The sequence below is a fragment of the Pantoea sp. sgz302252 genome, assembly GCF_047713085.1.
Lineage (GTDB): Bacteria > Pseudomonadota > Gammaproteobacteria > Enterobacterales > Enterobacteriaceae > Scandinavium.
In genome coordinates this window covers 56,679-81,309 of sequence record NZ_JBLFJW010000025.1, presented here as the reverse complement: position 1 = coordinate 81,309, position 24,631 = coordinate 56,679, and the positions used below count along the sequence as shown (strand labels likewise).

20 protein-coding genes and 4 pseudogenes are annotated in these 24,631 nt (G+C 53.4%); 12 read left to right on the top strand and 12 right to left on the bottom strand.

Annotated elements, in window-relative coordinates; genetic code table 11:
* Nucleotides 1–109: 109 nt before the first annotated feature.
* Nucleotides 110–991 carry a LysR family transcriptional regulator gene (locus ACLW56_RS18020; protein ID WP_330985107.1) on the top strand — a complete coding sequence of 294 codons (882 nt, stop codon included), beginning with the start codon at nucleotides 110–112 and terminating at the stop codon, nucleotides 989–991.
* A 31-nt stretch (nucleotides 992–1,022) separates the two neighbouring features.
* Here the strand turns inward: ACLW56_RS18020 and ACLW56_RS18015 are convergent.
* From ACLW56_RS18015 to fusA, 3 genes and pseudogenes are all read right to left on the bottom strand, one after another.
* Nucleotides 1,023–1,787: pseudogene (locus ACLW56_RS18015) on the bottom strand (ISNCY family transposase); the annotation flags it as partial.
* Nucleotides 1,788–2,128: 341 nt separating this feature from the next.
* Nucleotides 2,129–2,422 (bottom strand): VF530 family protein, encoded by a 294-nt coding sequence (locus ACLW56_RS18010; protein WP_330985106.1) that lies wholly within the window; start codon nucleotides 2,420–2,422, stop codon nucleotides 2,129–2,131.
* 142 nt (nucleotides 2,423–2,564) lie between these two features.
* On the bottom strand, nucleotides 2,565–4,667 hold the full coding sequence (gene fusA, locus ACLW56_RS18005) for an elongation factor G (protein ID WP_330985105.1): 2,103 nt from the start codon (nucleotides 4,665–4,667) through the stop codon (nucleotides 2,565–2,567).
* Nucleotides 4,668–4,876: 209 nt separating this feature from the next.
* Between fusA and ACLW56_RS18000 the strand changes: the two genes are divergently transcribed.
* The 3 genes from ACLW56_RS18000 (at nucleotide 4,877) to ACLW56_RS17990 (ending at nucleotide 7,045) form a co-directional block, all read left to right on the top strand.
* Entirely contained in the window at nucleotides 4,877–5,191 is a 315-nt protein-coding gene (locus tag ACLW56_RS18000) for a helix-turn-helix transcriptional regulator (RefSeq protein WP_330985104.1), read from the top strand.
* Between the two features lie 99 nt (nucleotides 5,192–5,290).
* The gene (locus ACLW56_RS17995) at nucleotides 5,291–5,617 is read left to right on the top strand and encodes a ProQ/FinO family protein (protein ID WP_330985103.1); all 327 of its coding nucleotides are present in this window, start codon (nucleotides 5,291–5,293) and stop codon (nucleotides 5,615–5,617) included.
* A gap of 84 nt (nucleotides 5,618–5,701) precedes the next feature.
* A complete protein-coding gene (locus ACLW56_RS17990; RefSeq protein ID WP_330985102.1) occupies nucleotides 5,702–7,045 on the top strand; it encodes a glycoside hydrolase family 10 protein in 1,344 nt (447 codons plus the stop codon).
* Nucleotides 7,046–7,140: 95 nt separating this feature from the next.
* Here the strand turns inward: ACLW56_RS17990 and ACLW56_RS17985 are convergent, their stop codons facing one another.
* From ACLW56_RS17985 to ACLW56_RS17975, 3 genes are all read right to left on the bottom strand, one after another.
* Nucleotides 7,141–8,091 carry a hypothetical protein gene (locus tag ACLW56_RS17985; protein WP_330985101.1) on the bottom strand — a complete coding sequence of 317 codons (951 nt, stop codon included), beginning with the start codon at nucleotides 8,089–8,091 and terminating at the stop codon, nucleotides 7,141–7,143.
* 34 nt (nucleotides 8,092–8,125) lie between these two features.
* Nucleotides 8,126–8,926, bottom strand: a complete 801-nt coding sequence (locus tag ACLW56_RS17980) for a MipA/OmpV family protein (RefSeq protein WP_330985100.1) — start codon at nucleotides 8,924–8,926, stop codon at nucleotides 8,126–8,128.
* A 162-nt stretch (nucleotides 8,927–9,088) separates the two neighbouring features.
* Nucleotides 9,089–10,012, bottom strand: a complete 924-nt coding sequence (locus tag ACLW56_RS17975) for a LysR family transcriptional regulator (RefSeq protein ID WP_330985099.1) — start codon at nucleotides 10,010–10,012, stop codon at nucleotides 9,089–9,091.
* 125 nt (nucleotides 10,013–10,137) lie between these two features.
* On the opposite strand from ACLW56_RS17975, the gene ACLW56_RS17970 reads away from it, so the two are divergent.
* The gene (locus ACLW56_RS17970; protein ID WP_330985098.1) at nucleotides 10,138–11,550 is read left to right on the top strand and encodes an MFS transporter; all 1,413 of its coding nucleotides are present in this window, start codon (nucleotides 10,138–10,140) and stop codon (nucleotides 11,548–11,550) included.
* Between the two features lie 60 nt (nucleotides 11,551–11,610).
* Here ACLW56_RS17970 and ACLW56_RS17965 read toward each other — a convergent pair whose 3' ends face one another.
* Both ACLW56_RS17965 and ACLW56_RS17960 read right to left on the bottom strand, forming a co-directional pair.
* Nucleotides 11,611–12,039: an OsmC family protein gene (locus tag ACLW56_RS17965; protein WP_330985097.1), complete on the bottom strand. Its 429-nt coding sequence runs from the start codon at nucleotides 12,037–12,039 to the stop codon at nucleotides 11,611–11,613.
* 46 nt (nucleotides 12,040–12,085) lie between these two features.
* Nucleotides 12,086–13,134, bottom strand: a pseudogene (locus tag ACLW56_RS17960) (NAD(P)-dependent alcohol dehydrogenase).
* A 262-nt stretch (nucleotides 13,135–13,396) separates the two neighbouring features.
* Between ACLW56_RS17960 and sra the strand changes: the two are divergent.
* The 4 genes from sra to adhP all read left to right on the top strand — a co-directional run bounded on the left by sra (nucleotide 13,397) and on the right by adhP (nucleotide 18,679).
* Nucleotides 13,397–13,537, top strand: a complete 141-nt coding sequence (sra, locus tag ACLW56_RS17955) for a stationary-phase-induced ribosome-associated protein (RefSeq protein WP_330985096.1) — start codon at nucleotides 13,397–13,399, stop codon at nucleotides 13,535–13,537.
* Between the two features lie 172 nt (nucleotides 13,538–13,709).
* Nucleotides 13,710–15,407 carry an NAD-dependent malic enzyme gene (locus tag ACLW56_RS17950; RefSeq protein WP_330985095.1) on the top strand — a complete coding sequence of 566 codons (1,698 nt, stop codon included), beginning with the start codon at nucleotides 13,710–13,712 and terminating at the stop codon, nucleotides 15,405–15,407.
* Nucleotides 15,408–15,716: 309 nt separating this feature from the next.
* The gene (locus ACLW56_RS17945) at nucleotides 15,717–17,435 is read left to right on the top strand and encodes an ABC-F family ATP-binding cassette domain-containing protein (RefSeq protein ID WP_330985094.1); all 1,719 of its coding nucleotides are present in this window, start codon (nucleotides 15,717–15,719) and stop codon (nucleotides 17,433–17,435) included.
* Nucleotides 17,436–17,668: 233 nt separating this feature from the next.
* Nucleotides 17,669–18,679: an alcohol dehydrogenase AdhP gene (adhP, locus tag ACLW56_RS17940; protein ID WP_330985093.1), complete on the top strand. Its 1,011-nt coding sequence runs from the start codon at nucleotides 17,669–17,671 to the stop codon at nucleotides 18,677–18,679.
* A 225-nt stretch (nucleotides 18,680–18,904) separates the two neighbouring features.
* On the opposite strand, the pseudogene ACLW56_RS17935 reads toward adhP, so the two are convergent.
* A pseudogene (locus ACLW56_RS17935) lies at nucleotides 18,905–19,039 on the bottom strand (Rrf2 family transcriptional regulator); the annotation flags it as partial.
* Between ACLW56_RS17935 and ACLW56_RS17930 the strand changes: the two are divergent.
* The 3 genes and pseudogenes from ACLW56_RS17930 to ACLW56_RS17920 all read left to right on the top strand — a co-directional run.
* Nucleotides 19,037–19,225, top strand: a pseudogene (locus tag ACLW56_RS17930) (NAD(P)/FAD-dependent oxidoreductase); the annotation flags it as partial. The pseudogenes ACLW56_RS17935 and ACLW56_RS17930 sit on opposite strands and share 3 nt — an antisense overlap.
* 217 nt (nucleotides 19,226–19,442) lie before the next feature.
* Nucleotides 19,443–19,721, top strand: coding sequence for a type II toxin-antitoxin system RelE/ParE family toxin (locus ACLW56_RS17925; RefSeq protein WP_330985113.1), 279 nt, complete (start codon nucleotides 19,443–19,445; stop codon nucleotides 19,719–19,721).
* Complete coding sequence (locus tag ACLW56_RS17920) at nucleotides 19,721–20,011, top strand: HigA family addiction module antitoxin (protein ID WP_330985092.1); 291 nt, start codon at nucleotides 19,721–19,723, stop codon at nucleotides 20,009–20,011. The genes ACLW56_RS17925 and ACLW56_RS17920 overlap by 1 nt, the downstream gene beginning before the upstream one ends.
* Before the next feature lie 31 nt (nucleotides 20,012–20,042).
* Here the strand turns inward: ACLW56_RS17920 and fdnI are convergent, their stop codons facing one another.
* The 3 genes from fdnI to fdnG are packed head-to-tail and all read right to left on the bottom strand — an operon-like array spanning nucleotide 20,043 to nucleotide 24,629.
* Nucleotides 20,043–20,693, bottom strand: coding sequence for a formate dehydrogenase-N subunit gamma (fdnI, locus tag ACLW56_RS17915; protein ID WP_330985091.1), 651 nt, complete (start codon nucleotides 20,691–20,693; stop codon nucleotides 20,043–20,045).
* Nucleotides 20,686–21,570 (bottom strand): formate dehydrogenase subunit beta, encoded by an 885-nt coding sequence (gene fdxH, locus ACLW56_RS17910; protein ID WP_330985090.1) that lies wholly within the window; start codon nucleotides 21,568–21,570, stop codon nucleotides 20,686–20,688. The genes fdnI and fdxH overlap by 8 nt, the downstream gene beginning before the upstream one ends.
* An 11-nt stretch (nucleotides 21,571–21,581) precedes the next feature.
* Nucleotides 21,582–24,629, bottom strand: coding sequence for a formate dehydrogenase-N subunit alpha (fdnG, locus tag ACLW56_RS17905; RefSeq protein WP_330985089.1), 3,048 nt, complete (start codon nucleotides 24,627–24,629; stop codon nucleotides 21,582–21,584).
* Between the last annotated feature and the right edge of the window lie 2 nt (nucleotides 24,630–24,631).

The window sequence follows — 24,631 nt, the reverse complement described above, 5'->3', positions numbered from 1 at the left end:
GAATTAGTTAGCAAAGCCCGGACAGGCGCCAGAAGGAATTTATTGTAAGTTGGAAGGTAATCAACAAAAATAGGCGATAATAATATTCATTGGAAACTGGGGTTTTTGAATGGACCGACTGACGGGTTTACAGGTATTTGTGAAAGTGGTTGATATGGGCTCTATCAGCGCAGCCGCAGAAGCCATGCAGATGTCTTCCCAACTGGCCGGTCGTTACGTTAAAGACCTCGAACAACGCATTGGCGTCAGTCTTCTTAACCGAACGACGCGCAGACAGAGCCTCACTGATTTCGGTCAGACCTTCTGTGAGCGGGCGAGGATCATACTCGCAGAAGTTGAAGCAGCAGAAAACCTGGCAGCAGAAGCGCAGGCACAGCCGACCGGGCGCCTTCGCATCAGCGCGCCAGTCAGCTTTGGTATGCATATTCTGGCCCCCGCTCTGCCTGTGTATATGAAGCTTTACCCGCAGGTCACGGTTGACTTAAAGCTGAATAATAGGCTCGTCGATCTCACTGATGAAGGTTTTGATGCTGTTTTTCGCGTAGGTGAGCTCTCGAATAACCGACTGATTGCCCGGCCACTGGCGCCTTACCGGCTCGTGCTGTGCGCGTCGCCCGGTTACCTTTCAGATTGCCCGCCACTGGACCATCCTTCAGATCTGACTCGCCATGAGTGCCTGGTTTACTCACATACGGAACTGCGGACGCACTGGACTTTCCTGTCTGGCAATGAAAGCATCACGGTACCCGTCACAGGTAGGCTGATGGTCGATCATGGTGAGCCTCTATTACAGGCAGCCGTTGCGGGAATGGGCATCATGTTGCAACCAGCTGAACTGGTTAGCAGAGAACTGAGCAGCGGCGCATTGGTCGCATTATTCACAGAATTTAAAGTGCCCGTACGCCCGATGCATGTTCTTTACAGCCCGGACAGGCAAATGACGCCTAAACTGCGTAGCTTCATTGATTTCGCAGTAAAAATGTTCGGATAGCATTCCATCGCACCTACTTTGCGAAGTAAACCACGCGCCCCTTTGCCTGGCTGGTTTCCGCGCACAGAGGGGTGATGTTAAGGCAGCGCATGGCTCGGGCAAACTGCGTTTCACCGGGACCTGTGGTGGCATGTTTATTATTGACCCGGAAGACACTGGCTTTATCGCTATAAAGAATCATGGGCTTCCCAAATTTCTCGATATAACCACGGGTCGCTTCAAAATAGGTAAAGGTGGACTCAGATTTCACAAACAGCAGGTGCATCAGACGACTGGTGGCATCGTCGACATAGACCAGTGCCGTACAGGGCCGACCCCGGTTCTCAAACCAGTGATGGTCACAGCCGTCAATTTGTATCAGCTCGCCAGTACAGGGCCGCCGGTAACGGGGCTGATGAATTTTCGGGGCGCGTTGTCTGCGGGGGATCCAGAGTCCGGCTTTTATCATAAGCCGTCTGATGGTTTCCTTGCCAAGGACCAGACCGTGAACTTCCTCCAGTTTTTCACGTGCCAGCGTGGGGCCAAAATCGCGGTAGCGTTCTCGTATGATACTCAGTGCCTGGTCAGTCAGTGACGCAGGCAACAGGCGGTTGCCAGTGCGACCGCGACTCTGGTTGTTCATACCAAGCGGCCCGGACTGACGATAACGCTTCAGCAGACGGCTGCAATGACGTGGCGTGATACCGAGCATATCGGCAGCCTGGCCAGGACGCAGGTTACGTTCAATGACATCCTGAAGAATTTTGAGGCGGTTGATTTCTTTCACGGTGAACATCCCGGCGTCATGTATAGCCATAGAAAACTCCTCATCAGGAAAAAGTGAGTCGTTGTCTAGACATACGGGTCTGAGAACTATAGCCTGGACATTCAATGAGCCACAAATAGACATTAGCATTGAGCCTCTACAACGAAAGTGCGCATAATGTATATTATGTTAAATTACATTTAAACGTATCCAGGCAGCAAAGCCTCCTTTTAAATCCGCCCAGCGCTACACTTCCCTCATCGCCAATCGAGCTAAACGTTATACTTCTTGCACGCCTGCTTTTGACGGTCCGGTTTTCTTTACGGAATATAAAAAAACCAACGCACTACAAACCGTTGGTTCTTCAGATTTTGATGCCAGTTGCCAGCAAATTATTGTTCTGTCTTTTTCGCCTGCCAGTTCGCCCAGGGATTATCCGCCGGAGGGTTATCTTCAGCGCCCCTCAGATCTTCAAGCGAATCGATATACAGCTCTTCAACTTCTTTGCGGGCCCACGGCGTACGGCGCAGGAATTTCAGGCTCGATTTGATGCTTGGGTCGCTTTTGAAGCAATTGATATTGATGCGCTTTGCCAGCTCGTTCCAGCCATATCGGGCGACCAGTGCGTTGAGTAAGGCTTCCAGAGTGACGCCGTGTAACGGATCTTTTGAGGGCTGGCCGGTCATGCTTTTTCCTGCTGATTTGAGATTGCTTAAAAATGTCGTCCACCTTACTGACTCTAAAAGCCTGGTGCAACAGAGGGTGCTGACTTCCCTGCCCTTTAACATAAAAAAGCGGCAGCCTCCCGAAGGAAGCTGCCGCTTTAGGTCAGGCTTTCGCCCGTTTAGCGATTATCTCGTCCGCTACGTTGCGTGGAGCTTCGGCATAATGATGAAACTCCATGCTGTACGTGGCCCGGCCCTGGGACATCGATCGCAGCGTGGTGGAATAGCCGAACATCTCGGCCAGCGGCACGTCGGCGCGGATTATCTGGCTGCCAAATCGCTCTTCCATGCCTTGCACCATCCCACGTCGGGAGGATAAATCGCCCATGATATTCCCGGCGTAATCCTCCGGTGTTTCCACTTCCACATGCATGACCGGCTCGAGGATAACCGGGTCCGCCTTACGCGCCCCCTCTTTGAAACCAAAGATGGCCGCCATCCGGAACGCCATTTCCGAAGAATCGACGTCATGGTATGAGCCAAACGTCAGTGTGGCTTTGACGTCCACCACCGGATACCCCGCCAGCACGCCGTTGTTCATGGCTTCACGCAGGCCTTTTTCCACCGAAGGAATATACTCGCGCGGCACCACGCCGCCTTTGGTTGCGTCTTCAAAAACGAAACCGCTGCCGGGTTCAAGTGGCTCCAGCGACAGCACAACGTGGCCGTACTGCCCTTTCCCGCCGGACTGGCGCACAAACTTACCTTCGATTTCCTTCACCGCTTTGCGGATAGTCTCCCGGTACGTCACCTGTGGCCGGCCAATATTGGCCTCCACGCCAAACTCGCGTTTCATCCTGTCGACGATGATTTCCAGATGCAGTTCGCCCATCCCGGAAATGATGGTCTGGCCGGATTCTTCATCGGTGTGCAGTCGGAAAGACGGATCTTCCGACGCCAGCCGCTGCAGCGCGATGCCCATTTTCTCCTGGTCGGCTTTAGTTTTCGGCTCGATAGCGAGCGAAATCACCGGTTCCGGGAACTCCATCCGCTCAAGAGTGATCACTTTATCCGGGTCGCTTAGCGTATCGCCGGTGGTCACATCTTTCAGCCCGACACAGGCAGCAATGTCACCGGCGCGCAGCTCGTCGACTTCATGTCGGTCATTGGCATGCATCAGCACGATCCTGCCAATACGCTCTTTCTTGCCTTTTACCGGGTTATACACCGCATCGCCTTTCCTCAAAACGCCCGAATAAACGCGAATAAAGGTCAGTTGGCCGACGTACGGATCGGTCATCAATTTGAACGCCAGCGCCGAGAACGGCTCATCGTCGCTCGGGTGGCGCTCCGCCGGTTGCCCTTTTTCATCGATTCCGTCAATGGCTGGCACATCCAGCGGCGACGGCATCAGCTCGACGACCGCATCCAGCATTCGCTGTACGCCTTTATTTTTAAAGGCACTTCCCGCCAGCATTGGCTGAATTTCCCCGGCAATGGTACGCTGACGCAGACCAGTGACAATGTCACTTTCATCCAGCGTGCCCGTTTCCAGATATTTATCCATCAGCGCGTCATTGGCTTCCGCCGCGGCGGAGATCATTTTCTCGCGCCACAGCTGAGCGGTTTCCAGTAAATCGTCTGGCACCGGACCGTAGCTGAACGTCATCCCCTGGGTTTCATCATCCCAGTGAATGGTTCGCATTTTGATCAGATCCACCACGCCGCTGAAATGCTCTTCTGCGCCGACGGGAATGACAATCGGCACCGGGTTAGCTTTCAATCTGTCCTTCATCATCTGCACGACGCGGAAGAAGTCAGCGCCGGGGCGATCCATTTTGTTGACGAACGCCAGGCGCGGCACGTGGTATTTGTTAGCCTGCCGCCAGACAGTTTCAGACTGCGGCTGCACGCCGCCCACGGAGTCATACACCATTACCGCGCCGTCGAGCACGCGCATGGAACGTTCCACCTCAATGGTGAAATCCACGTGGCCCGGGGTGTCGATGATGTTGATCCGGTGCGGTTCAAAGTTCCGGTCCATGCCCGGCCAGAAGGCGCTGACCGCGGCCGAAGTGATGGTTATCCCCCGCTCCTGCTCCTGTGCCATCCAGTCGGTTGTTGCCGCGCCATCGTGTACTTCACCCAGTTTGTGGCTCATTCCGGTGTAAAACAGAATGCGCTCGGTGGTGGTTGTTTTACCGGCATCGATATGCGCGGAGATACCGATGTTGCGATAACGTTCGAGGGGGATGGGTCGGGGCATGATGCGTCCTTAGTCAGTTGACTGGTAGTGAACGACCGGAAGTGGCCGCTCTTCATTCACGGCGTCTATAATAGTACAACTGTACGAGTATATTCGAACTATTTTATCTATCGTAGCTATCGACGAGACGGCGGCTTCTCACATGGCGTTCACCGTGGGCTTTCGGTATATTACCGGCCACCAACCGTGCCCGCAGACACAGGAACAGTATGATCGCCAACCATCCAGAACGTGAACAAATCCGCCTTGAAAATGTCCTTTTTGCATTGGGCAATGCGCTGCGTCTGGAGATAGTGAAAACCCTGGCTGATGGGAGTGAGTTGAGCTGTGGCGCGCTGCGTCAGGACGTGGCGAAATCGACGATGACCCACCACTGGCGCGTTCTGCGCGACAGCGGCGTTATCTGGCAGCGTCCGCAAGGCAGAGAGAATTTGATTTCACTTCGTCGCGAAGATCTCGACGCCCGTTTCCCTGGCCTGCTCGACACGCTACTTCAGTCTATCCAACGTAATACGCAGCAATAGCCGAAATACCGACCAAAAGTAGTCTCTCCCCATCCGCTACGCCCCGGGCATCTTTGTTTTATACTGTTAAAAACAAACAGATAGCGACGGGAATTGATTTTGGATAAGTCTCAACGTGCCCTCCTGCTGCGTGAAAGCTGGCCTCTGCTTTTTGACAGAGATCCACCGCTGCCGATGAAAAGCGGCATTATGCAGGAGCTGATTGCCGATGCCAGCCGCCGTGACATTGATTTTCCCGGGGTGGAAATCGCCAAAGCGCTGAAACGTTATACGCGCACCATTCCCTATCAGCTGGCGTTAGCCACCCAGACTCAGCGCTACGGCCTCGACGGTAATCCTGACGGCATCGTGACGGAAGAGCAGCGTCAGATGGCGTTAAGCTGGTTGAATAACAATCCACATTATCCGCAAGGTTCCGATAAATAAGATTCGGAGAACAAGACGCACTGAGCAATGCACCGGACGGCTTGCTCTGTTCTGAGAATAAGACCAAAATATCGTTTCCAGCTCATGCCTGATAAATGTAGGGATACCATCATCAGCACACGTCGCCTTCCCTTAATCCGCACCAGCCTTTTGATTGTGACTGCGCTGGTGCTAGCAAGCTGCGGATCTAAACCACCAAAATCACTGGTGACGCCGCTGCCGGCGGTAGCCAAACATCCGCTGCCCGATAAATCATTCTCTGACCACGAGCCCGTGCGCGGCGTATGGTTGACCACTGTCTCGCGCCTCGATTGGCCACCCATTCCCTCAGTGAATGTGAGCGTTCCGGCCGCTCGCGCCGCCATGCAAAAGAAAGCCCTGACCGATAAACTCGATAAACTCAAAAGCCTCGGCATTAATACCGTGTTTTTCCAGGTGAAGCCGGACGGGACCGCGTTGTGGCCGTCGCAGATTTTACCGTGGTCAGATATGCTGACCGGCACCATTGGCCAGGACCCGGGTTACGATCCGCTGATGTTCATGCTCGACGAAGCGCATAAACGCGGCATGAAAGTTCATGCGTGGTTTAACCCGTATCGCGTCTCGACCAACATCAAACCAGGAACAACGGCGGCGCTCAACCGTACGATTTCACTGCATCCGGCAAGCGTGTTTGTGGCGCATCGAGACTGGATCAGAGTGTCTGGCGACCGCTATGTTCTTGACCCTGGCATCCCTGAAGCGCGGGACTGGATTACCAGTATCGTGTCCGAAGTAGTGTCGCGTTATCCGGTCGACGGCGTGCAGTTCGACGACTACTTCTATACCGAGTCACCAGGCTCGGCGCTGAACGACAACCCGACATTCCGTCAATATGGTCAGGGTTTTGCCTCGAAGGCCGACTGGCGGCGGCATAACACCGAGCTGCTGATTTCGCAGGTGTCGCGCAGCATTAAACAGCTCAACCCTAACGTGCAGTTTGGTGTTAGCCCGGCGGGTGTCTGGCGCAATCGTTCGTTTGATCCCGCAGGGTCAGACACGCGTGGTGCACAGGCTTATGACGAATCTTATGCCGATACCCGTCGTTGGGTTCAGCAAGGATGGCTGGACTACATTGCGCCTCAGCTTTACTGGCCTTTCGCCCGTGATGCTGCACGTTACGATGTATTGGCAAAGTGGTGGGCCGATGTGGTGAAACCGACACATACCCGTCTGTATATCGGTATTGCGCTGTATAAAGTGGGAATGCCGTCGAAGAATGAACCTGACTGGATGGTGGGCGGTGGCGTGCCGGAGCTTAAAAAGCAACTCGATTTGAATGACGCTTTGCCGCAAATTCAGGGGACCATTCTGTTCCGTGAAAATAACCTGAACCAGCCTCAGGCGCAGGATGCAGTCAATTATTTGCGAAACCGCTGGGGCAGTTAAATTGACAGGGCGAAGCTATCTTCGCCCTGCTCTCTTATCCCGCTGTTATCTCAGATAAGCACCGCTTTATAGCCGCGCTGCCTGAAGCGCATTGCCTAAAAACTCATCGCCAGGCCAACACCGTACCCGCTGGTATTTTCACCAAACATGTAGCGTGCGACGAGTCGGGTTCGGGTGATAAACACCGGATATTTACTGCTGTCGATTTCGATCCCCAATCCGACCGAACTCAGGCTGTTAAAACCCAGCTCCCCGCGCTGATCGCCGAGATATTCGGTGTGCGCCCCTTCAAGAACATAACGCACCGGGCTTTTAAGCAACGTCAAGTCAGAAATCGGCGCACGGCGACGCAAATAAAGCCCGAGGTTCTGCGCATAGGCTTCACCCTGCACGGCATCTGACGTGCTGCCAAAAGTATTCAGACTCATACTGGAATAGCGGAGTTCGACATCAATGTCCTGCGGATCGGATACCAACTCATAATCCAGCATTAACGATCCGCCCAGGCCGTAAGCATTGAGTCGCCCGCCATCAAGAAACTGATAATCGGCATCCCGTCGCCGCTCGATAACGGCACTTCCGATGCGGACATCGCTGGCCATGGTTCCGAGCATGAAGTTGGCTATCGGGCGTAACACCAGCTTGCCGCCCCATCTGTCGGTATAAAGTTTAAAATCCCAGCCTATGCCGCCGGTGGCGGTCAGGCTGTTCCATTTGGTGGGGATTTTTCGGCTTTCTGTTCCGTCAGATAACACAAAGCCAGGGTCGAAGCGGCTGTACCCCATCGTGCCTTCGAGATAGAGAGGGAAGCTGTCGCTGAGTGTCGCCCCGCCACCAAACTGGGTGATATCCAGTTCGTTTTTTTCACCGGAACCACTGCCGATATTGAGATCGCTCGCGGTGACATCCGGCACAACGGTATAGCTCATCAGGCTAAGCACAGCATTGGCTCGCTGGCGGATGCGGTTCCCGTCGCGCGCAGAAAAACTTTTTTCGGGCAGGGTCAGGGCCACCAGCAGGAGGAGTGGAGAAAATATGATCTTCATTGAGTGTCATACCTCCTGTGATGGCGACTGTTCTTTACCAGGTATAACCCACACCAGTAATGACATACCATTCGCCGTTATGCTGAACGATCGGGCTATCGGCAATGTCTTTGTCGTAAAACTCATAGTTGGCCGCAAACATCCCCACCCAATTCGGGCTGAAACGGTAGCTGGTTATAACCGCCGCCATAGGGGAAAACGTGGTGCCCGTGTCCCACTCTTTGCGCTGCGGTGTGGCTTCAGAAGAAGAAACGCCGCCGAAATAGTAGTTCGCCATCTTGTCACTGCGGATCATCATCCCCATGCCCGGCATCACTAATAAATTATCTTTCACGATGGGGAAATCGGCCCATAAAAGCAGTTCTTGTCCGTTGCTTCGCCCGGTAACGTCCGAGGCAAAACGTGCGGACAAAAGGGCATATGGTGTTATCAGTGTGGCACCCGCTCCGGCCTCAAACTCCCCTTTTCGTTTATGCATACCGTGTAGCTGGTCGGCATCACCTGGATCGAGGTTACCAAAGCGATAACGGCCGTAGCCATAAAAGGCAAAGGTGTCATCCACGTGAAAATAGTAGCGGGCGCGATCGCCGAGATACATTAGCTGATCGCCAAAATAGAGCGCACCGGGAATAAAATAGGTTGAGTTATCTTGTCCCTGATAACGAGCCTGCCCACTAATTGTTGCGGCACCGACGACAAAGCCTTTCGGAACCGGGCTTTCTTTATTTTGGCTGGAAAAGAGATCGATAGAACCGAGATCGGCTTCGGCACAAGCATAAGTGCTGAACAGCGAAAGCACGGCGGCTGCAGCAAACGTATTACGATGAATTGTCATTATTTTTCCTGATCGTACTGATAGCCAAAGTATGGCTACTTTATCAATAAGTGAATGTAGACTGCGCCACTGAGAAAACTAAAAAGTTTGCCCCCGAATCCTCCTAATTCCCTGTGATGTCCAACGGCATAGCTGCCTGTTTCCCGAAACAGGACGAGGCATTCAGAGCCCCTGTTTCTCTTTAAATTGACGCTGGCACACGTCCACTATTGTCTGACGAAGCCAGCGATGCGCCGGGTCCCTTTCCATGCGGGGATGCCACATTTGCGACACGGTAAAGCTTCGGGTTTTAAACGGTAATTCAAAAACATGCAGCTTGTCGGTCATCTGTTGATTAATCAGATACAGCGCTGGCACCAGCGCAATTAAATCCGACGCAAGCGCTACCGATAATGCTGTTGGAAAGCCTGGCACAACGCTTGCTACTTTGCGAGTCAGCCCAAGACCCGCCAGTGCCTCATCAACAAATCCACTTACCGTGCCATCCGGGGCGGCAACAACATAGCCCCAGGCCGTGTAATCTTCCAGGGTGACTGAAGGCTGCAAAGCCAACGGATGATTTTTACGCACCGCGCCAATAAAGCGATCCTCGAACAGACGCTGGAGACGGATTTCGGGGCCCATATTGCCCTGAACGCCAATTTCAAGGTCGACCAATCCTTCACGTAAATAGCGTGAATTTTTCTCAGGCTTTGGCGCAAAACGTAAACAGACGTTTGGCGCGGCTTGTGCAATCGCAGCGATTAAAGGAGGGCCAAAAGCCACCACAAAGCCATCGTTTGCACGCACGGTAAACAGGCGCTCCAGGTTATGAGCATTGAATGTTTCGGTGGAAGGTTGCAACACCGCCCTTGCCTCCTGCACGGCGTTTCGCGCTCTGTCGCGTGTTGCTTCAGCCCAGGGCGTCAGCACCATCGCACGCCCTGCACGCACTAAAATCGGGTCGCCGGTAACATCGCGTAAACGGCTGAGTGTGCGGCTCATCGCCGAGGAGCTCAAATTCAAACGACGCGCAGCTGCCGCAACGCTCGCTTCAGCAAGCAGCACGTCGAGCGCGATGAGCAAATTGAAATCAGGATCGGACATCATTTTCCCTTTATGCTAATAGATGGCGTTTGGCGCAACTATAAAGTGCAATCCATGCGTCTTCCGCCTTATTACCCTCATGATTATAGTTCCTGCAACAAAACACCAGTATTCAGGAGTTCACAATGGAACTATTTTCCGACCAACCGGGCGATGAAGGCCTGCCGGGTAAAGCTCGCGCCAGCGTGATGGCTGCTGTGATGACATCCACCGTGATGGCGGTCTTTGATGGCTCGATGATCAACATTGCCCTTCCCGGAATGGCACATTCACTGCAGGTGTCCGCGACCGTCGCCGTCTGGTTTGCTAATGGCTATTTGCTGTCGGCGGCAATGACGCTCGCCATCTTTGCTGCGCTGGCGACTCGCTTAGGTTTTCGTCCGGTGTTCCTGTTTGGATTGAGCGTCTTTACGCTCTCTTCGCTGGGTTGCGCGCTGGCCACCTCCGCCGACATGCTACTCACAATGCGAGTGATTCAAGGCATAGGCGGTGCAGCCACATTAAGTATTGCTCCCGCTATTCTGCGTTCGATATTTCCGGGGCGCTTACTGGGACGAATTCTGGGTTTGAATGCGTTATTGATTGCGGCAAGTACCGCTATTTCACCGGTCATTGGCGGGAGTTTGTTGGAAACTTTGGGGTGGCAATCACTGTTTGCCATCAATATTGTTCCCGGAGTCGTCGCACTCTATCTGGCGAAGAAAGCTATTCCTCATGCGCCGCCGTCTCGTAAAGAGCCTTTTGATACTGCAGGAGCCGTGCTTTCAGCCATTCTGCTCGGTTCTTTGATTATGACGGCAAACAGCTTTTCTGAGATGCACTCATTCAATACCGCCATTCTGTGCTGGGCGTTGCTGACGGTAGTCAGTGGCTTTGCATTCATCTGGCAAATCCGCCGAGCAGCCAAACCGTTGTTGCCGCCCGTCATCTTCACCAATGGTCGCTTTTCGCTGGCCGTGCTGACGTCGCTGGCGTCATTTATAAGCCAGGGGATAACGTTTATCGCGCTGCCTTTCCTGTTTCAGAGTCTCTACGGTTACGACGCGCTGACTTCAGCGTTGCTGTTTACGCCATGGCCTGCGGGGATTGTATTGGTTGCCCCGCATGCCGGTCGCTTAGCTGACAAGTATTCGCCGTCGCTTATCTCAACCTGCGGGTTATTGGTCTTTGTCGCGGGATTAGGCTTGCTGGCAACGCTTCCGGATCATGCTGCCACATGGGATGTAGGGCTTCGTAGCCTGATTTGTGGGATGGGATTTGGCTGTTTCCAGAGCCCGAACAACCGGGAAATGCTGTCGAATGTAGCACGGGAGCACAGCGGCTATGCCTCCGGCGTGCTGGCGATAGCGCGTACGTTTGGTCAATGTATCGGGGCTGCCATCGTTGGGGTTCTGCTGGCAATACTGGCGAGTCATGGCTCGCTTGTACTGGAAGAACAAGCGGTAAGAATGAGTTTATGGATTGCCGTTGGCGCATCAGCCATTGCGGTTTTGTTCAGTCTGAGCCGTCTACGTAAGCACCAGCACGTGTCTGTATAAGTAACAACTCTGACTTTTGTAGGCCGGGTTAGCGCAAGCGCCACCCGGCAATCAGCCCATTTAGTTCAGCTGATAATCAAGAGTAATCTCAGCTTTCAGTACCTGTGATACCGGGCAACCGGCTTTGGCTTTCTGAATGATTTCGTCAAATTTGCCCGCATCGATATCCGGCACCGCAATCTTACTTTGCAGCGCGACTTTGGTGATGGCAAATCCTGCATCTACTTTATCGAGCGAGACTGTCGCTTCGGTGTTAATTGAAGTGGCGGTGTGGCCCGCTTCACTGAGCATCAGTGACAGCGCCATCGAGAAACAGGCGGCGTGGGCGGCGGCAATCAGCTCTTCCGGATTGGAGCCCTTTGCCCCTTCAAAGCGGGTGTTAAAGCCATACGGCTGTTGATTCAGTACTCCACTTTCTGTAGAGACTGTCCCTTTACCGCGCTTCAGATCCCCTTCCCAGTGAGCCTGACCTTTCTTATGGATTGTCATCGTTCTCTCCTCTTTCCATTGGGCTAATAAGTATAGAACACGCTGCTCAGCTCGCCTTCAATGAGGCCATATCAATCACAAAGCGGTATTTCACATCACTTTTCAGCAGGCGTTCATAGGCTTCATTAATGTGCTGGATGTCGATAACTTCAACGTCCGCCGCAATGCCTTTCTCTGCGCAGAAATCCAGCATCTCCTGGGTTTCCGCAATACCACCAATGGCGGAACCGGCGATTGAACGACGGTTAACCAGCATCGGGATAGTATTAAATTCAGGCGTATCGCCAAGCAAACCGACAAACACCAGCGTGCCATCCAGCGCCAGCGTGGGCAGATACGGGTTGATATCATGCTCATACGGCACGGTATCGATAATCAGATCGAACTGATTTCTGACCGAGGCCATTTGATCGCTGTCGGTAGACAACACCACGTTGTGCGCGCCCAGACGACGGGCATCTGCTTCTTTCCCCGGTGAACGTGTGAACAGCGTGACTTCAGCACCCAGTGCATGGGCCAGCTTCAGCCCCATATGCCCCAGGCCACCAAGCCCAATCACGGCAACTTTGCTGCTTTCATCAATATTCCAGTGGCGCAGTGGCGACCGGTAGTAATGCCCGCACACAGTAATGGCGCGGCACCTTTCAGATCCAGCCCTTCCGGAATACGCAAAACAAAGTCCTGGCTGGCAAGAATGGTTTGCGAGTAACCGCCGTAAGTTGTCTGATGATCGTGACGGTCGTGGCCGTTATAAGTCTGGACGTTGCCTTCCTCGCAGTACTGTTCCAGCCCTTCCTTACACGGAGAACACACGCGGCAGGAATCAACCATACAGCCAATGGCAGCTAACTCGCCGGGCTTGAACTTAGTGACACTGTCACCAACCGCAACCACCTTGCCGACAATTTCATGCCCCGGCACGATGGGATAAGTACTGAATCCCCAGTCGTTGCGCGCCTGATGCAAGTCTGAGTGACAAACGCCACAGTAAAGCACCTCGATAACCACATCGTCAGGACGCGGTTCGCGGCGTTCAAAGGAAAACGGCGCTAGCGGCGTCGTGGGGTTTTGTGCGGCATAACCTAAAACTTTCATCGACGGACCTCATGGCTGAATCGGATTGAACACAAAAAGAGCGAATCATCAGCATAGTCCAGGGAAATGGCGGTCGGATGACAGTCGCACAAAGGGTTAAACCCTCGGAGAGTTCCTGAAACGGACGGGCTGTGTTGCTATTTTGCGCAGAATGGTCAACTATCACTCTCGCAGGCAATAATACACCTGCTCTATGGGTAACATTTCGACCGGCCTCGCCGGTGTTGGCCTTGAAACCATTCACAGGATTAAAGGAGTCAGAATGAAATCGAACCGTCAGGCACGTCATATCCTTGGCTTGAACTACAAGCTGTCCAATCAGAAAAAAGTCCTTATCGAGGGCGATTCGGAAACTCAGGTTAACCACGCTCACGCCACCGGCCGCAAACGTCGCGCCGAATAACGGCTGCGCTTTTCGATAACGACAAACACCTTCTTTCCCAAAAGAAGGTGTTTTTTTAATTAATCAACTCACTTTCATTAACACTTGCTTTATACTTTGCCGCGCCGAAGACCCTGCCAGACCCTAACGCTTTGCAACTCCGGGCCTGACGTGATGACAAAGGATGCGTGTGATGTTACTTAACCATAAAAAAAACCGTTCTCTCTATATTCCCTATGCTGGTCCCGTGTTGCTGGAGTTTCCGTTGCTCAACAAGGGCAGCGCATTCAGCATCGAAGAGCGCCGTAATTTCAACCTGTTAGGGTTGCTGCCTGAAGTGGTCGAAACCATCGAAGAACAGGCTGAGCGCGCCTGGATCCAGTACCAGGGCTTCAAAACGGAAATCGACAAACACATTTACCTGCGCAATATCCAGGACACCAACGAAACCCTCTTCTACCGTCTGGTCGAAAACCACCTCGACGAGATGATGCCGGTTATCTACACCCCAACGGTGGGTGCCGCTTGTGAACGTTTCTCCGAGATTTATCGCCGTTCCCGCGGCGTGTTTATCTCCTATGAAAACCGCCACAACATGGACGACATTCTGCAGAACGTGCCAAACCACAACATCAAAGTGATTGTGGTCACCGATGGCGAACGTATTCTGGGCCTGGGTGACCAGGGCATCGGCGGGATGGGCATTCCTATTGGTAAGCTGTCGCTGTATACCGCGTGCGGCGGGATCAGCCCGGCGTATACGCTGCCAGTGGTGCTGGACGTGGGCACCAACAATCAGCAGTTGCTGAACGATCCGCTGTATATGGGCTGGCGTCACCCACGTATCACAGATGAAGATTACTACCAGTTCGTGGACGATTTCATTCAGGCCGTTAAACAACGCTGGCCAGACGTGCTGTTGCAGTTCGAAGACTTCGCCCAGAAAAACGCGATGCCGCTGCTCAACCGTTATCGCGATGAAATCTGCTCCTTTAACGATGATATTCAGGGTACCGCCGCGGTCACTGTCGGCACGCTGATCGCCGCCAGTCGTGCAGCAGGCAGCCAGTTGAGCGAACAGAAAATCGTGTTCCTGGGTGCCGGTTCTGCCGGGTGTGGCATTGCAGAACAAATCATCGCGCAAATTCAGCGTGAAGAGTTAAGCGAAGAGCAAGCGCGTGCCCGGGTGTTCATGGTTGACCGTTTTGGTCTGCTGACCAATCAGATGCCGAACCTGTTGCCGTTCCAGAATAAGCTGGTGCAAAAGCGCGAAAACCTGCAAACGTGGGATACCAGCGAAGACGTGCTGTCGCTGCTGGATGTGGTGCGCAACGTGAAGCCGGACATCCTGATTGGCGTGTCCGGGCAAACCGGGCTTTTCACTGAAGAGATAATCCGTGAAATGCACAAGCACTGCCCGCGCCCTATCGTGATGCCGCTGTCCAACCCAACTTCACGCGTGGAAGCTACGCCGCAGGACATCATCACCTGGACGGAAGGCTGTGCGCTGGTTGCGACGGGTAGCCCATTCGCGCCGGTGGTGTGGAAAGAGAAAACCTATCCGATTGCGCAGTGCAATAACTCCTACATCTTCCCGGGAATTGGTCTGGGTGTGATTGCCTCCGGCGCTTCCCGTATTACCGACGATATGCTGATGTCGGCCAGTGAAACGCTGGCGAAGCATTCACCGTTGGTGAATAACGGCGAAGGGCTGGTGTTGCCAGAGCTGAAAGACATTCACGTTGTCTCGCGAGCCATCGCGTTTGCGGTCGGTAAAATGGCCCAGCAGCAAGGCGTGGCGGTGAAAACCTCAGCCGAAGCGCTGCAACAGGCTATCGACGACAACTTCTGGCAGCCGGAATACCGCAGCTACCGCCGCACCTCCATCTAATCTTCGCTTTTGTTTGTGAACCCTACGACAAATTGTAGGGTTCCGCTTTGCCCACTTCCTCGCTACACTGCCTTCACCCATCAACTTGCTGAATACATAAGGAGGACCCCCATGCTGTACTGTGAAATTTTCAATGTTTCACATACTTTTGGTGATCGCGCCAGCTCAAGCGTTACTCGTACCGTGCTGCGATAACTTCTGCTTGAGCGAAGACACTAAAAGCGTAAATCCCTTCCCTCGGGCTTACTGAGTTATCGTCGGCTATTTTTGACGAGGCGTTTCGACGCCAGTAACACTTGAGTAAGTTCTATGAGCACACTACTGAGCACACACTCTCTGTGCATGGAAACGGCCTTCGGTCCGTTATTTTCCGATCTCTCTTTTACCCTGAAAAAAGGCGACCGCGTCGGGCTGATTGGCTACAACGGCTGCGGAAAAAGTACCCTGCTAAAACTGCTGGATGGCTCCCTTGCGCCCTCTTCAGGCTATGTCACGCAAGCCAGTGCTTGTCTGGTGGCGCGTGTTGAACAGCATCTGCCTGATTCATTGGCACCGCTAACACTGCTGGAGGCTGTTCTCGACAACATCCCTCACAGTGAGCACGACAGCCAGCGCTGGCGCGTCGAAGCCTTGCTTGCTGAAATGGGCTTTAGCCTTGCCGACACTGCACTAACGTCTGCCACATTAAGCGGCGGGCAGCACACGCGGCTACTGCTGGCACGCGCACTGATCAAACAGCCAGACGTTTTGCTGCTCGATGAGCCAAGCAACCACCTGGATTTGCCCACGTTGCTGTGGCTGGAAAGCTTTATCAAAAGCTGGAACGGCAGCTTTATTCTGGTCTCGCACGACAGGCAGTTGCTCGACAACGTCACCAACACCAGCTGGGTTTTGCGAGACCAGAAAGTGCACTGTTTTTCCCTGCCTTGCAGCGCAGCGCGTCAGGCGCTGGCGGAGCGGGATGAAAGCGATGCCCTGCGTTTCAAAGCTGAGCAAAAGGAGATTGACCGTGTGGCGGCCAGTGCGAAGCGGCTCGCGACCTGGGGCCACGTGTATGACAACGAAGACTTGTCACGCAAAGCGAAACAAATGGAGAAACAGGTCGAACGGCTGAAGGAATCACAAACCGACGTGACGGCGGGCAGCCAGTGGCAATTGCAGCTTCATGGCGATGCCTTGCAGGCAGACCGCTTGCTGGAACTGGAGAACCTTGCGGTCTCGCCAGCTCTGCAAGCCTCTGCGCTGTTCAGCGTGCCTATCGCACGGCTAAAAAGTGGCGATCGGGTTGCGCTGATTGGCCGCAATGGCTGCGGAAAATCTTCGCTGCTCAGGCTTATCTGGCAACAATACTGTGATAATTCTGAGACGAATGCGCTGAAAATTCATCCTCGGGTGAATCTGGGGTATTACGACCAGACGTTACATCAACTGCCCGATGACGCCACACTGTTCGACGCGCTGGAGCCCTTCGCCCCCGCGCCAGAGGACAGAAAAATGGCGCTGATTAGCGCTGGTTTTCCGTGGATACGTCACGGCCAACGGGTGGATTCGCTCAGCGGCGGAGAACGCTCGCGGTTGCTATTTGTCGGCCTGACGCTGGCGCGCTATAGCTTGTTGCTGCTGGATGAACCGACCAACCATCTGGATATGGAAGGCAAAGAAGCGTTGGCAGAAACGCTGCAAACTTTTGCCGGTGGCGTGCTGCTGGTCAGCCACGACCGTCATCTGATGCAACAGAGCTGCAATCGCTTCTGGCTTATCCACAACGGACAACTGGAGGAATGGCACGATGCCGACGCCGCATGGGCCCGACTGAGTGAGCAACATCAGCCAGAGCAACAGCGTCAATCAGCATCGGCGCCCGTTGAGCTAAATCACGACAATGATGCCCTGCTTGAGCGGCTGGTGCTGCTTGAAACCTTACTGGCGGAAGATAAAGCCCGTAAGCCAAAGCATCAAAAACCGCAGTCGCAGAAGGTATGGCAGGAGGAAATTGCCGAACTGACACAGCGGCTGGAAACACTCTAACCTCTCTTTGACAGGCACTTCGGTGCCTGTTTTTTTTCAGTGATTCCTTGCGCATATATAAATCAAACTTATGAGTTTGATGGCGGCTTATCCTACCAATTCCTGTAAAATTATGACTTTGTGTTTCCGATCTCTTGCTTCTCAGTGCAAAAGCATTAACCCTAAAGAAGTAACGACGTCCCTCAAAACGCCGTGCCTGCATTGCAGATTTTCATTTCTAAAAGGAGAAATCTATGAAGGCTGCTGTAGTTACACACGATCATCAAGTCACTGTCACAGAGAAAACCCTTCGCCCGCTCAATCATGGCGAAGCCTTGCTGAAGATGGAATGTTGCGGCGTCTGTCACACTGACCTTCACGTGAAGAATGGCGATTTTGGCGATAAAACCGGGGTGATCCTGGGTCATGAAGGCATTGGGGTAGTGAAAGAAGTTGGGCCCGGCGTAACGTCCCTCAAGCCTGGCGATCGCGCCAGCGTGGCATGGTTCTTTGAAGGCTGCGGGCACTGCGAATATTGTAATAGCGGCAACGAAACGCTGTGCCGTGATGTGAAAAACGCCGGTTACAGTGTCGATGGTGGCATGGCCGAAGAGTGCATCGTGGTGGCCGATTACGCGGTCAAAGTGCCTGACGGACTGGAATCCGCCGCAGCCAGCAGCATCACCTGCGCGGGTGTCACCACCTATAAAGCGGTGAAAGTTTCTGGTATCAAACCGGGTCAGTGGATTGCTATTTATGGCCTTGGCGGTCTGGGAAATCTGGCGCTGCAATATGCTAAAAACGTCTTCAATGCCAAAGTCATTGCGCTCGATGTGAATGACGAGCAGCTGAAACTGGCGGCAGAAATGGGGGCCGATTTAACCATCAATTCCCGTAGCGAAGATGCAGCGAAGATCGTGCAGGAAAAAACGGGTGGCGCGCATGCGGCTGTCGTCACAGCTGTTGCAAAAGCAGCGTTCAACTCCGCAGTTGATGCAGTACGCGCTGGCGGCCGCGTTGTGGCTGTAGGCTTACCGCCTGAATCCATGAGTCTCGATATCCCACGCCTGGTACTGGATGGCATTCAGGTTGTCGGCTCGCTGGTGGGCACGCGTCAGGATTTGATTGAAGCGTTCCAGTTTGCTGCCGAAGGCAAAGTGGTGCCGAAAGTGACGATGCGCCCACTGGGAGACATCAACGCTATCTTCAAAGAAATGGAACAAGGCCAGATTCGCGGTCGTATGGTTATCAATCTGCGTCATTAATCTCAGCCCATAGAGACAAACGGCGCCAAATGGCGCCGTTTGAGAGTGATGACAAACCTCTAACGAATGAGATTTGTCATAGGGTACCGAATAAAAAAACAAGGAAAATCAATTTATTGATTTTCGGCTGCTCACCACAAAGAAGGAAAAACCACGCTTTTTCCTTCTTTGTCAGCAGTCTGAAACGGCGCCATCAAGGCGCCGTTTTTAATTCAGAGCATAACTTCAGACACTTTTCGTCTGCTGTGTGCGACGGTTCGAAATCCACTCTTTGACTTCAATGGCGAAGGTGTCCGGGGCTTTGCGGTGCATTTTGCGCGCCAAATCCAGGATCGTATGTCGGGCTAACTCTTCTTCCATGTAACCTGCCTGGATTTAGGGGCCTGGGGCGCGGTGTATACCGAAGTCTGGGATCAACAGGTGAAACTGGTGCGCGAAGAGGCCAGGAAGCTGAAAATTGCCATCACCAATGAACTGATCTATCCCCCGAAAGCCGAGCGTGATGTCGCCTTTGCCGCCGCTGACCCTCTGGCGAAGTTTGTGTAGATTTTCTGATCCCCTTCAGTGACAAAAAATCCGGTTTTGAGGCCGGATTTTTGTATTCTTGCGAGCCACTTTCAGCCCCTTTTCCGCCTTCACGCCATTCCACGCGCCTTTCAGGTGCACCATCTCCTGAGTACTTTCACGTGGACGCAAAATAGTTGTTGCGTCACACGCAACACTCACTACACTGTTCCTCATGAAGGAACAAGGATGGCGATGGATGATCATGAGCTTCCGGCATAAAGGATTACGCGACCTGTTCTTTTTTAACGACGCGTCCGGGGTAAACCCCAAGCATGTCAAACGTTTACTTAACCGATTGAGCATAATGAACGAGGCGACAACAGTCACCGATCTTAACCTCCGTGGATATCGGCTACATGAATTACAAGGTGAACGTCAGGGTGTCTGGGCAATCACCGTTTCAGGAAACTGGCGTGTGACCTTTGAGTTTTTTAACGGTAACGCCCATGTATTGAACTATGAGGATTATCACTGATGAAAATGGCAAACCCTTCAAGTCCCGGCGATATCATCGAAGAGGCGCTGGAAGAACTGAACATCAGCCTGCGTGAGTTCGCGCGTGCAATGAACATAGCCCCTTCTACCGCCAGCCGCCTGCTGGCCGGCAAAGCGGCGGTTACGCCGGAAATGGCAATTAAGCTGTCGGTTGTGATTGGCAGCTCTCCTGAATTGTGGCTCAACCTGCAACAGGCCTGGAGCCTGAAAGAAGCCGAAAAGCGGGTTGATGTGTCAGGATTACGCCCGTTAGCGAAACGCGAAGCATAAAAAATGGCGCCGGTTAAGGCGCCATGCTTTTTTAGACGAGTTCGTTTTTTTGCTGCTCTTCCCGTCGTTCAACTTCACTGTACCAACGAGGATGATGCTTTTTAGCCCAGCGACGACTCACTTTGCCCTCAATCATGCCCTTAATCGACCCTTTCACCCAAAACGCCATATACATGTGAATCAAAATGGCGTGGATCAACACGATCGCCGAAGTGGCGTGAATCAACAAGCTGTAGCGAATCACCTGAATTGGGAAAAAGTCCGCAAAATACGGCCGCCAGATAATGACACCGGTTATCAGCAGCACAAAAATCATGCTCATGATGGTCCAGAACATCATTTTCTGCCCGGCGTTGTACTTCCCAACTTTCGCCACTTTATGTTCGTTGCCTTTCAGCACTTCCACAATGCCTTTCAACCAGGGGATATCCTGCTTGTCCGGGATGTTGTGACGCACAAAGCGCACGAACATAAACATCAGCGCGACGAAAATCAGCACGCCAAAGAACGGATGCAGTATGCGCCCCATCTGTGGCGTACCGAACGTTTCAGTTAGCCATTGCAGCGTTGGGAAGAAGAACGAAATGCCTGACAGCGAGACCAAAAAGAAGCACACCACCACCGTCCAGTGACAGGCTCTGTCGATGAACTTCGTGCGGACAATCATTTTTGACTTACTCATCTTCGTTCTCCTCTTCATCATCCCCTTCCTTGTTCGGCCCAATCCCGATGTAGTGGTACATCAGGCCAGCAAAGGTGGCGATAAATCCGGCGGCTGATAGCGGCTTGAGGATCCCTTTCCACAGATTCACCGACGTGTCGATTTTCGGTTCAGCGGGCAGCTTGTGATACAGCTCAGGCTGATCAGCATGATGCAGCACGTACATCACATGCGTACCGCCCACGCCCTGCGGGTTATATACACCCGCATTGGCATACCCGCGCGCTTTCAGTTTGCTGACACGCTGTTCTGCGACATCCAGCATTTCTTGCTTGGTGCCAAAATGAATCGCCCCAGTTGGACACGTTTTTACGCAGGCTGGCTCCTGGCCGACGCTGACGCGATCGACACAAAGCGTGCATTTGTAGACCCGATTGTCCTCTTTGTTCAGGCGCGGCACGTTGAATGGGCAGCCAGCAATGCAATAGCCGCAGCCAATGCAGTTATCCTGCTGGAAGTCGACGATGCCGTTGGCGTACTGAATAATGGCTCCGGCTGAAGGACAAGCCTTCAGGCAACCGGGATCTTCGCAGTGCATGCAGCCATCTTTACGAATCAGCCACTCCAGCTTGCCGTTCTGCTCAGTTTCGCTAAAGCGCATCACCGTCCAGGATTTGGCGCTGAGATCGGCCGGATTATCATAAACCCCGACGCAGTGGCCTACTTCATCGCGAATATCATTCCACTCTGAACAGGCGACCTGACAGGCTTTGCAGCCCACGCAAGAGGTGACATCGATAAGCTTGGCGACTTCCTGCTTGTAGTCCCGCGCACGTGGCGCGGGAGTGGCAGCGTTGGTTGCCGAGCGTTTAAGGATGTCCTGTGTTTCCATTGACATAGCGTGGCTCCTTACGCCTTCTCGATGTTGACCAGAAACGCCTTGAATTCCGGCGTTTGCGAGTTGGCATCGCCGACATTCGGCGTCAGGGTGTTCGCGATATACCCTTTCTGCGCCACGCCCTCAAAGCCCCAGTGCAACGGAATACCGACGGTTTCCACTTGCTGACCATGCACGTTCAGCGTTTGCAGGCGACGAGTCACCACGGCAACGGCGCGAATAAACCCACGCTGGCTGCTGACTTTCACCTTGTCACCGTTGGCAATGCCCTTTTTCTTCGCCAGTTGTTCGCTGATTTCCACAAACTGTTCAGGCTGCGCGATGGCGTTAAGCCGCGCGTGTTTGGTCCAGGTGTGGAAATGCTCCGTCAGGCGATATGTCGTACCGACATACGGAAACTTGTCTTTTTTACCCAGACGCAGCGCGTCATCGGCATACAGACGAGCCACCGGGTTTGATATCACGTTCGGGTGCAACGGGTTGGTGCCAAGCGGCGTTTCCATCGGCTCGTAGTGTTCCGGGAATGGCCCTTCAGCGAGTTTGTTAAGTGCAAACAGACGCCCAAGGCCTTCCGGCTGCATGATAAATGGCCCGGTAGCGCTGCCCGGCGGTGCAGTATTGAAATCAGGGATATCGTTGCCCACCCATTTCGTCCCGTTCCACTGGATTAGCATCCGCTTCGGATCCCACGGTTTGCCGTTGATATCCGCCGAGGCGCGGTTATAAAGCACACGGCGGTTAAGCGGCCACGCCCATGCCCAACCCAGCGTATTACCAAGACCGGAAGGGTCTGAGGAATCCCGGTTGGCCATCTGGTTGCCTTTTTCTGTCCAGCTTCCGGCGTAGATCCAACAGGAAGAGCTTGTTGAACCGTCATCACGCAGCTGTGCAAAGCTACTGAGCAGTTCGCCTTTTTTCGCAATCTGGACACCGTTGGCATCAAAGAGATCGTCCAATGCGTAGCCGTTGTTCTCTTTCGCCACTTCGTCCGACGCCGGGGTATCTGGCAGCTTGTAATGCCAGCTCATGCTCAACAGCGGTTCAGCACCTTTGCCGCCTTCGGTCTTATACAGGTTACGCAGACGATGGAAAATACCCGCGAGGATTTCACCGTCATTGATAGCCTCACCCGGCGGTTCCGCGCCTTTCCAGTGCCACTGTAGCCAGCGTCCGGAGTTGGTGATTGACCCGTCTTCTTCAGCAAAGCATGTCGACGGTAAGCGGAACACTTCGGTTTGAATATCCGCAGAACTCACGTCATTCATCTCACCGTGGTTCTGCCAGAAGGTGGAAGTTTCCGTGACCAGCGGATCGATGACCACCAGGTACTTCAACTTACTCAGGCTCTGTACGACTTTGTTCTTATCAGGGAACGACGCCACCGGGTTAAAGCCCTGGCAGAAATAGCCGTTCACTTCACCTTTATCCATCAGATGGAAATAGTGGATAACGTCATACATCTGGTCCCATTTCGGCAGCCAGTCGAAGCCCCAATTGTTCTCTTTCTGTGCTTTGTCGCCATAAAACGCTTTCATCAGGCTGACGAAGAACTTCGGGTAATTGCTCCAGTAGTTGACCTGATCGGCACGCATGGCTTTCGGCGTGTTGGCCTGCAGATAGGTTTGCAGGTCGGTCTGTTTTTCTGACGGCAAAGTCAGATAGCCCGGCAGGCTGGTCGACAGCAAACCCAGATCGGTCAGACCCTGGATATTGGAGTGGCCACGTAACGCATTCACGCCGCCGCCCGCCATACCCATATTGCCGAGCAGCAGTTGGATCATCGCCATAGTACGGATGTTCTGCGAGCCAACGGTGTGTTGCGTCCAGCCAAGTGCATACAGGAAGGTCGTGGTGCGGTCGGCCGCGCTGGTTGATGCCAGCACTTCACAGATTTTCAGGAAATCGGCTTTCGGCGTGCCGCAGATATTTTCCACTACGTCGGGCGTGTAGCGGGAAACGTGCTCTTTCAGCAGGTTCCACACGCAGCGCGGGTCACTCAGCGTATCGTCACGTTTGGCGTGACCGTCCTCATCGAACTGATAGTTCCATGAGGTTTTATCGTACTGACGTTTGGCCTGGTCATAGCCACTGAATAAGCCGTCTTCAAAGCTGAAATCTTCCCGCACCAGCAGGCTGGCGTTGGTATATTCCTTGACGTATTCGGCGTTGATTTTGTTGTTTTCGATCAGATACAGCAGCACGCCGGACAGGAAGGTAATGTCCGTGCCGGAACGGATAGGCGCATAAATATCTGCCACCGATGCGGTACGCGTAAAGCGTGGGTCGACCACAATAAGCGTTGCATCGTTATTGTTTTTGGCTTCCATAGCCCAACGGAAACCGACAGGGTGAGCTTCAGCGGCATTGCCGCCCATCACCATCACCACGTTGGCATTTTTGATATCCACCCAGTGGTTGGTCATCGCACCGCGACCAAATGTTGGAGCAAGACTTGCTACCGTTGGTCCGTGTCAGACGCGCGCCTGGTTGTCTACCGCCAGCATCCCGAGGGAGCGGACAAATTTTTGGGTCAATAATCCGGATTCATTGCTGGCGGCCGAAGCGCAAAGCATCCCGGTGGAAAGCCAGCGGTTTACCGTGGTGCCCTGTTCGTTTTTCTCAATGAAATTGGCATCGCGGTCGGCTTTCATCAGCTTAGCGATACGGGTGAACGCTTCATCCCAGGAAATGCGCTGCCATTTATCGGAGCCCGGAGCGCGATACTGCGGATAACGCAGACGGTTTTCGCTGTGAACATAATCGAGCAGCCCAGCGCCTTTTGGACACAGCGCGCCACGGCTGACCGGATGATCCGGATCGCCCTCGATATGGTAGATAGATTCGCGCACGTTCTTCGCGCCATCACCCTGGCTGTACATCAACAGCCCGCATCCCACGGAGCAGTATGTGCAGGTATTACGAACCTCTTTTGCGCGCAACAGTTTGAAGTTGCGTGCCTGAGCCAACGCCAGTTTTGGGGCAAATCCCAGAACTGCCGCTGTGGTTCCTGCCATCCCGCCCGCGCAGATTTTAAAAAACTTTCTGCGGCTAACGTCCATTT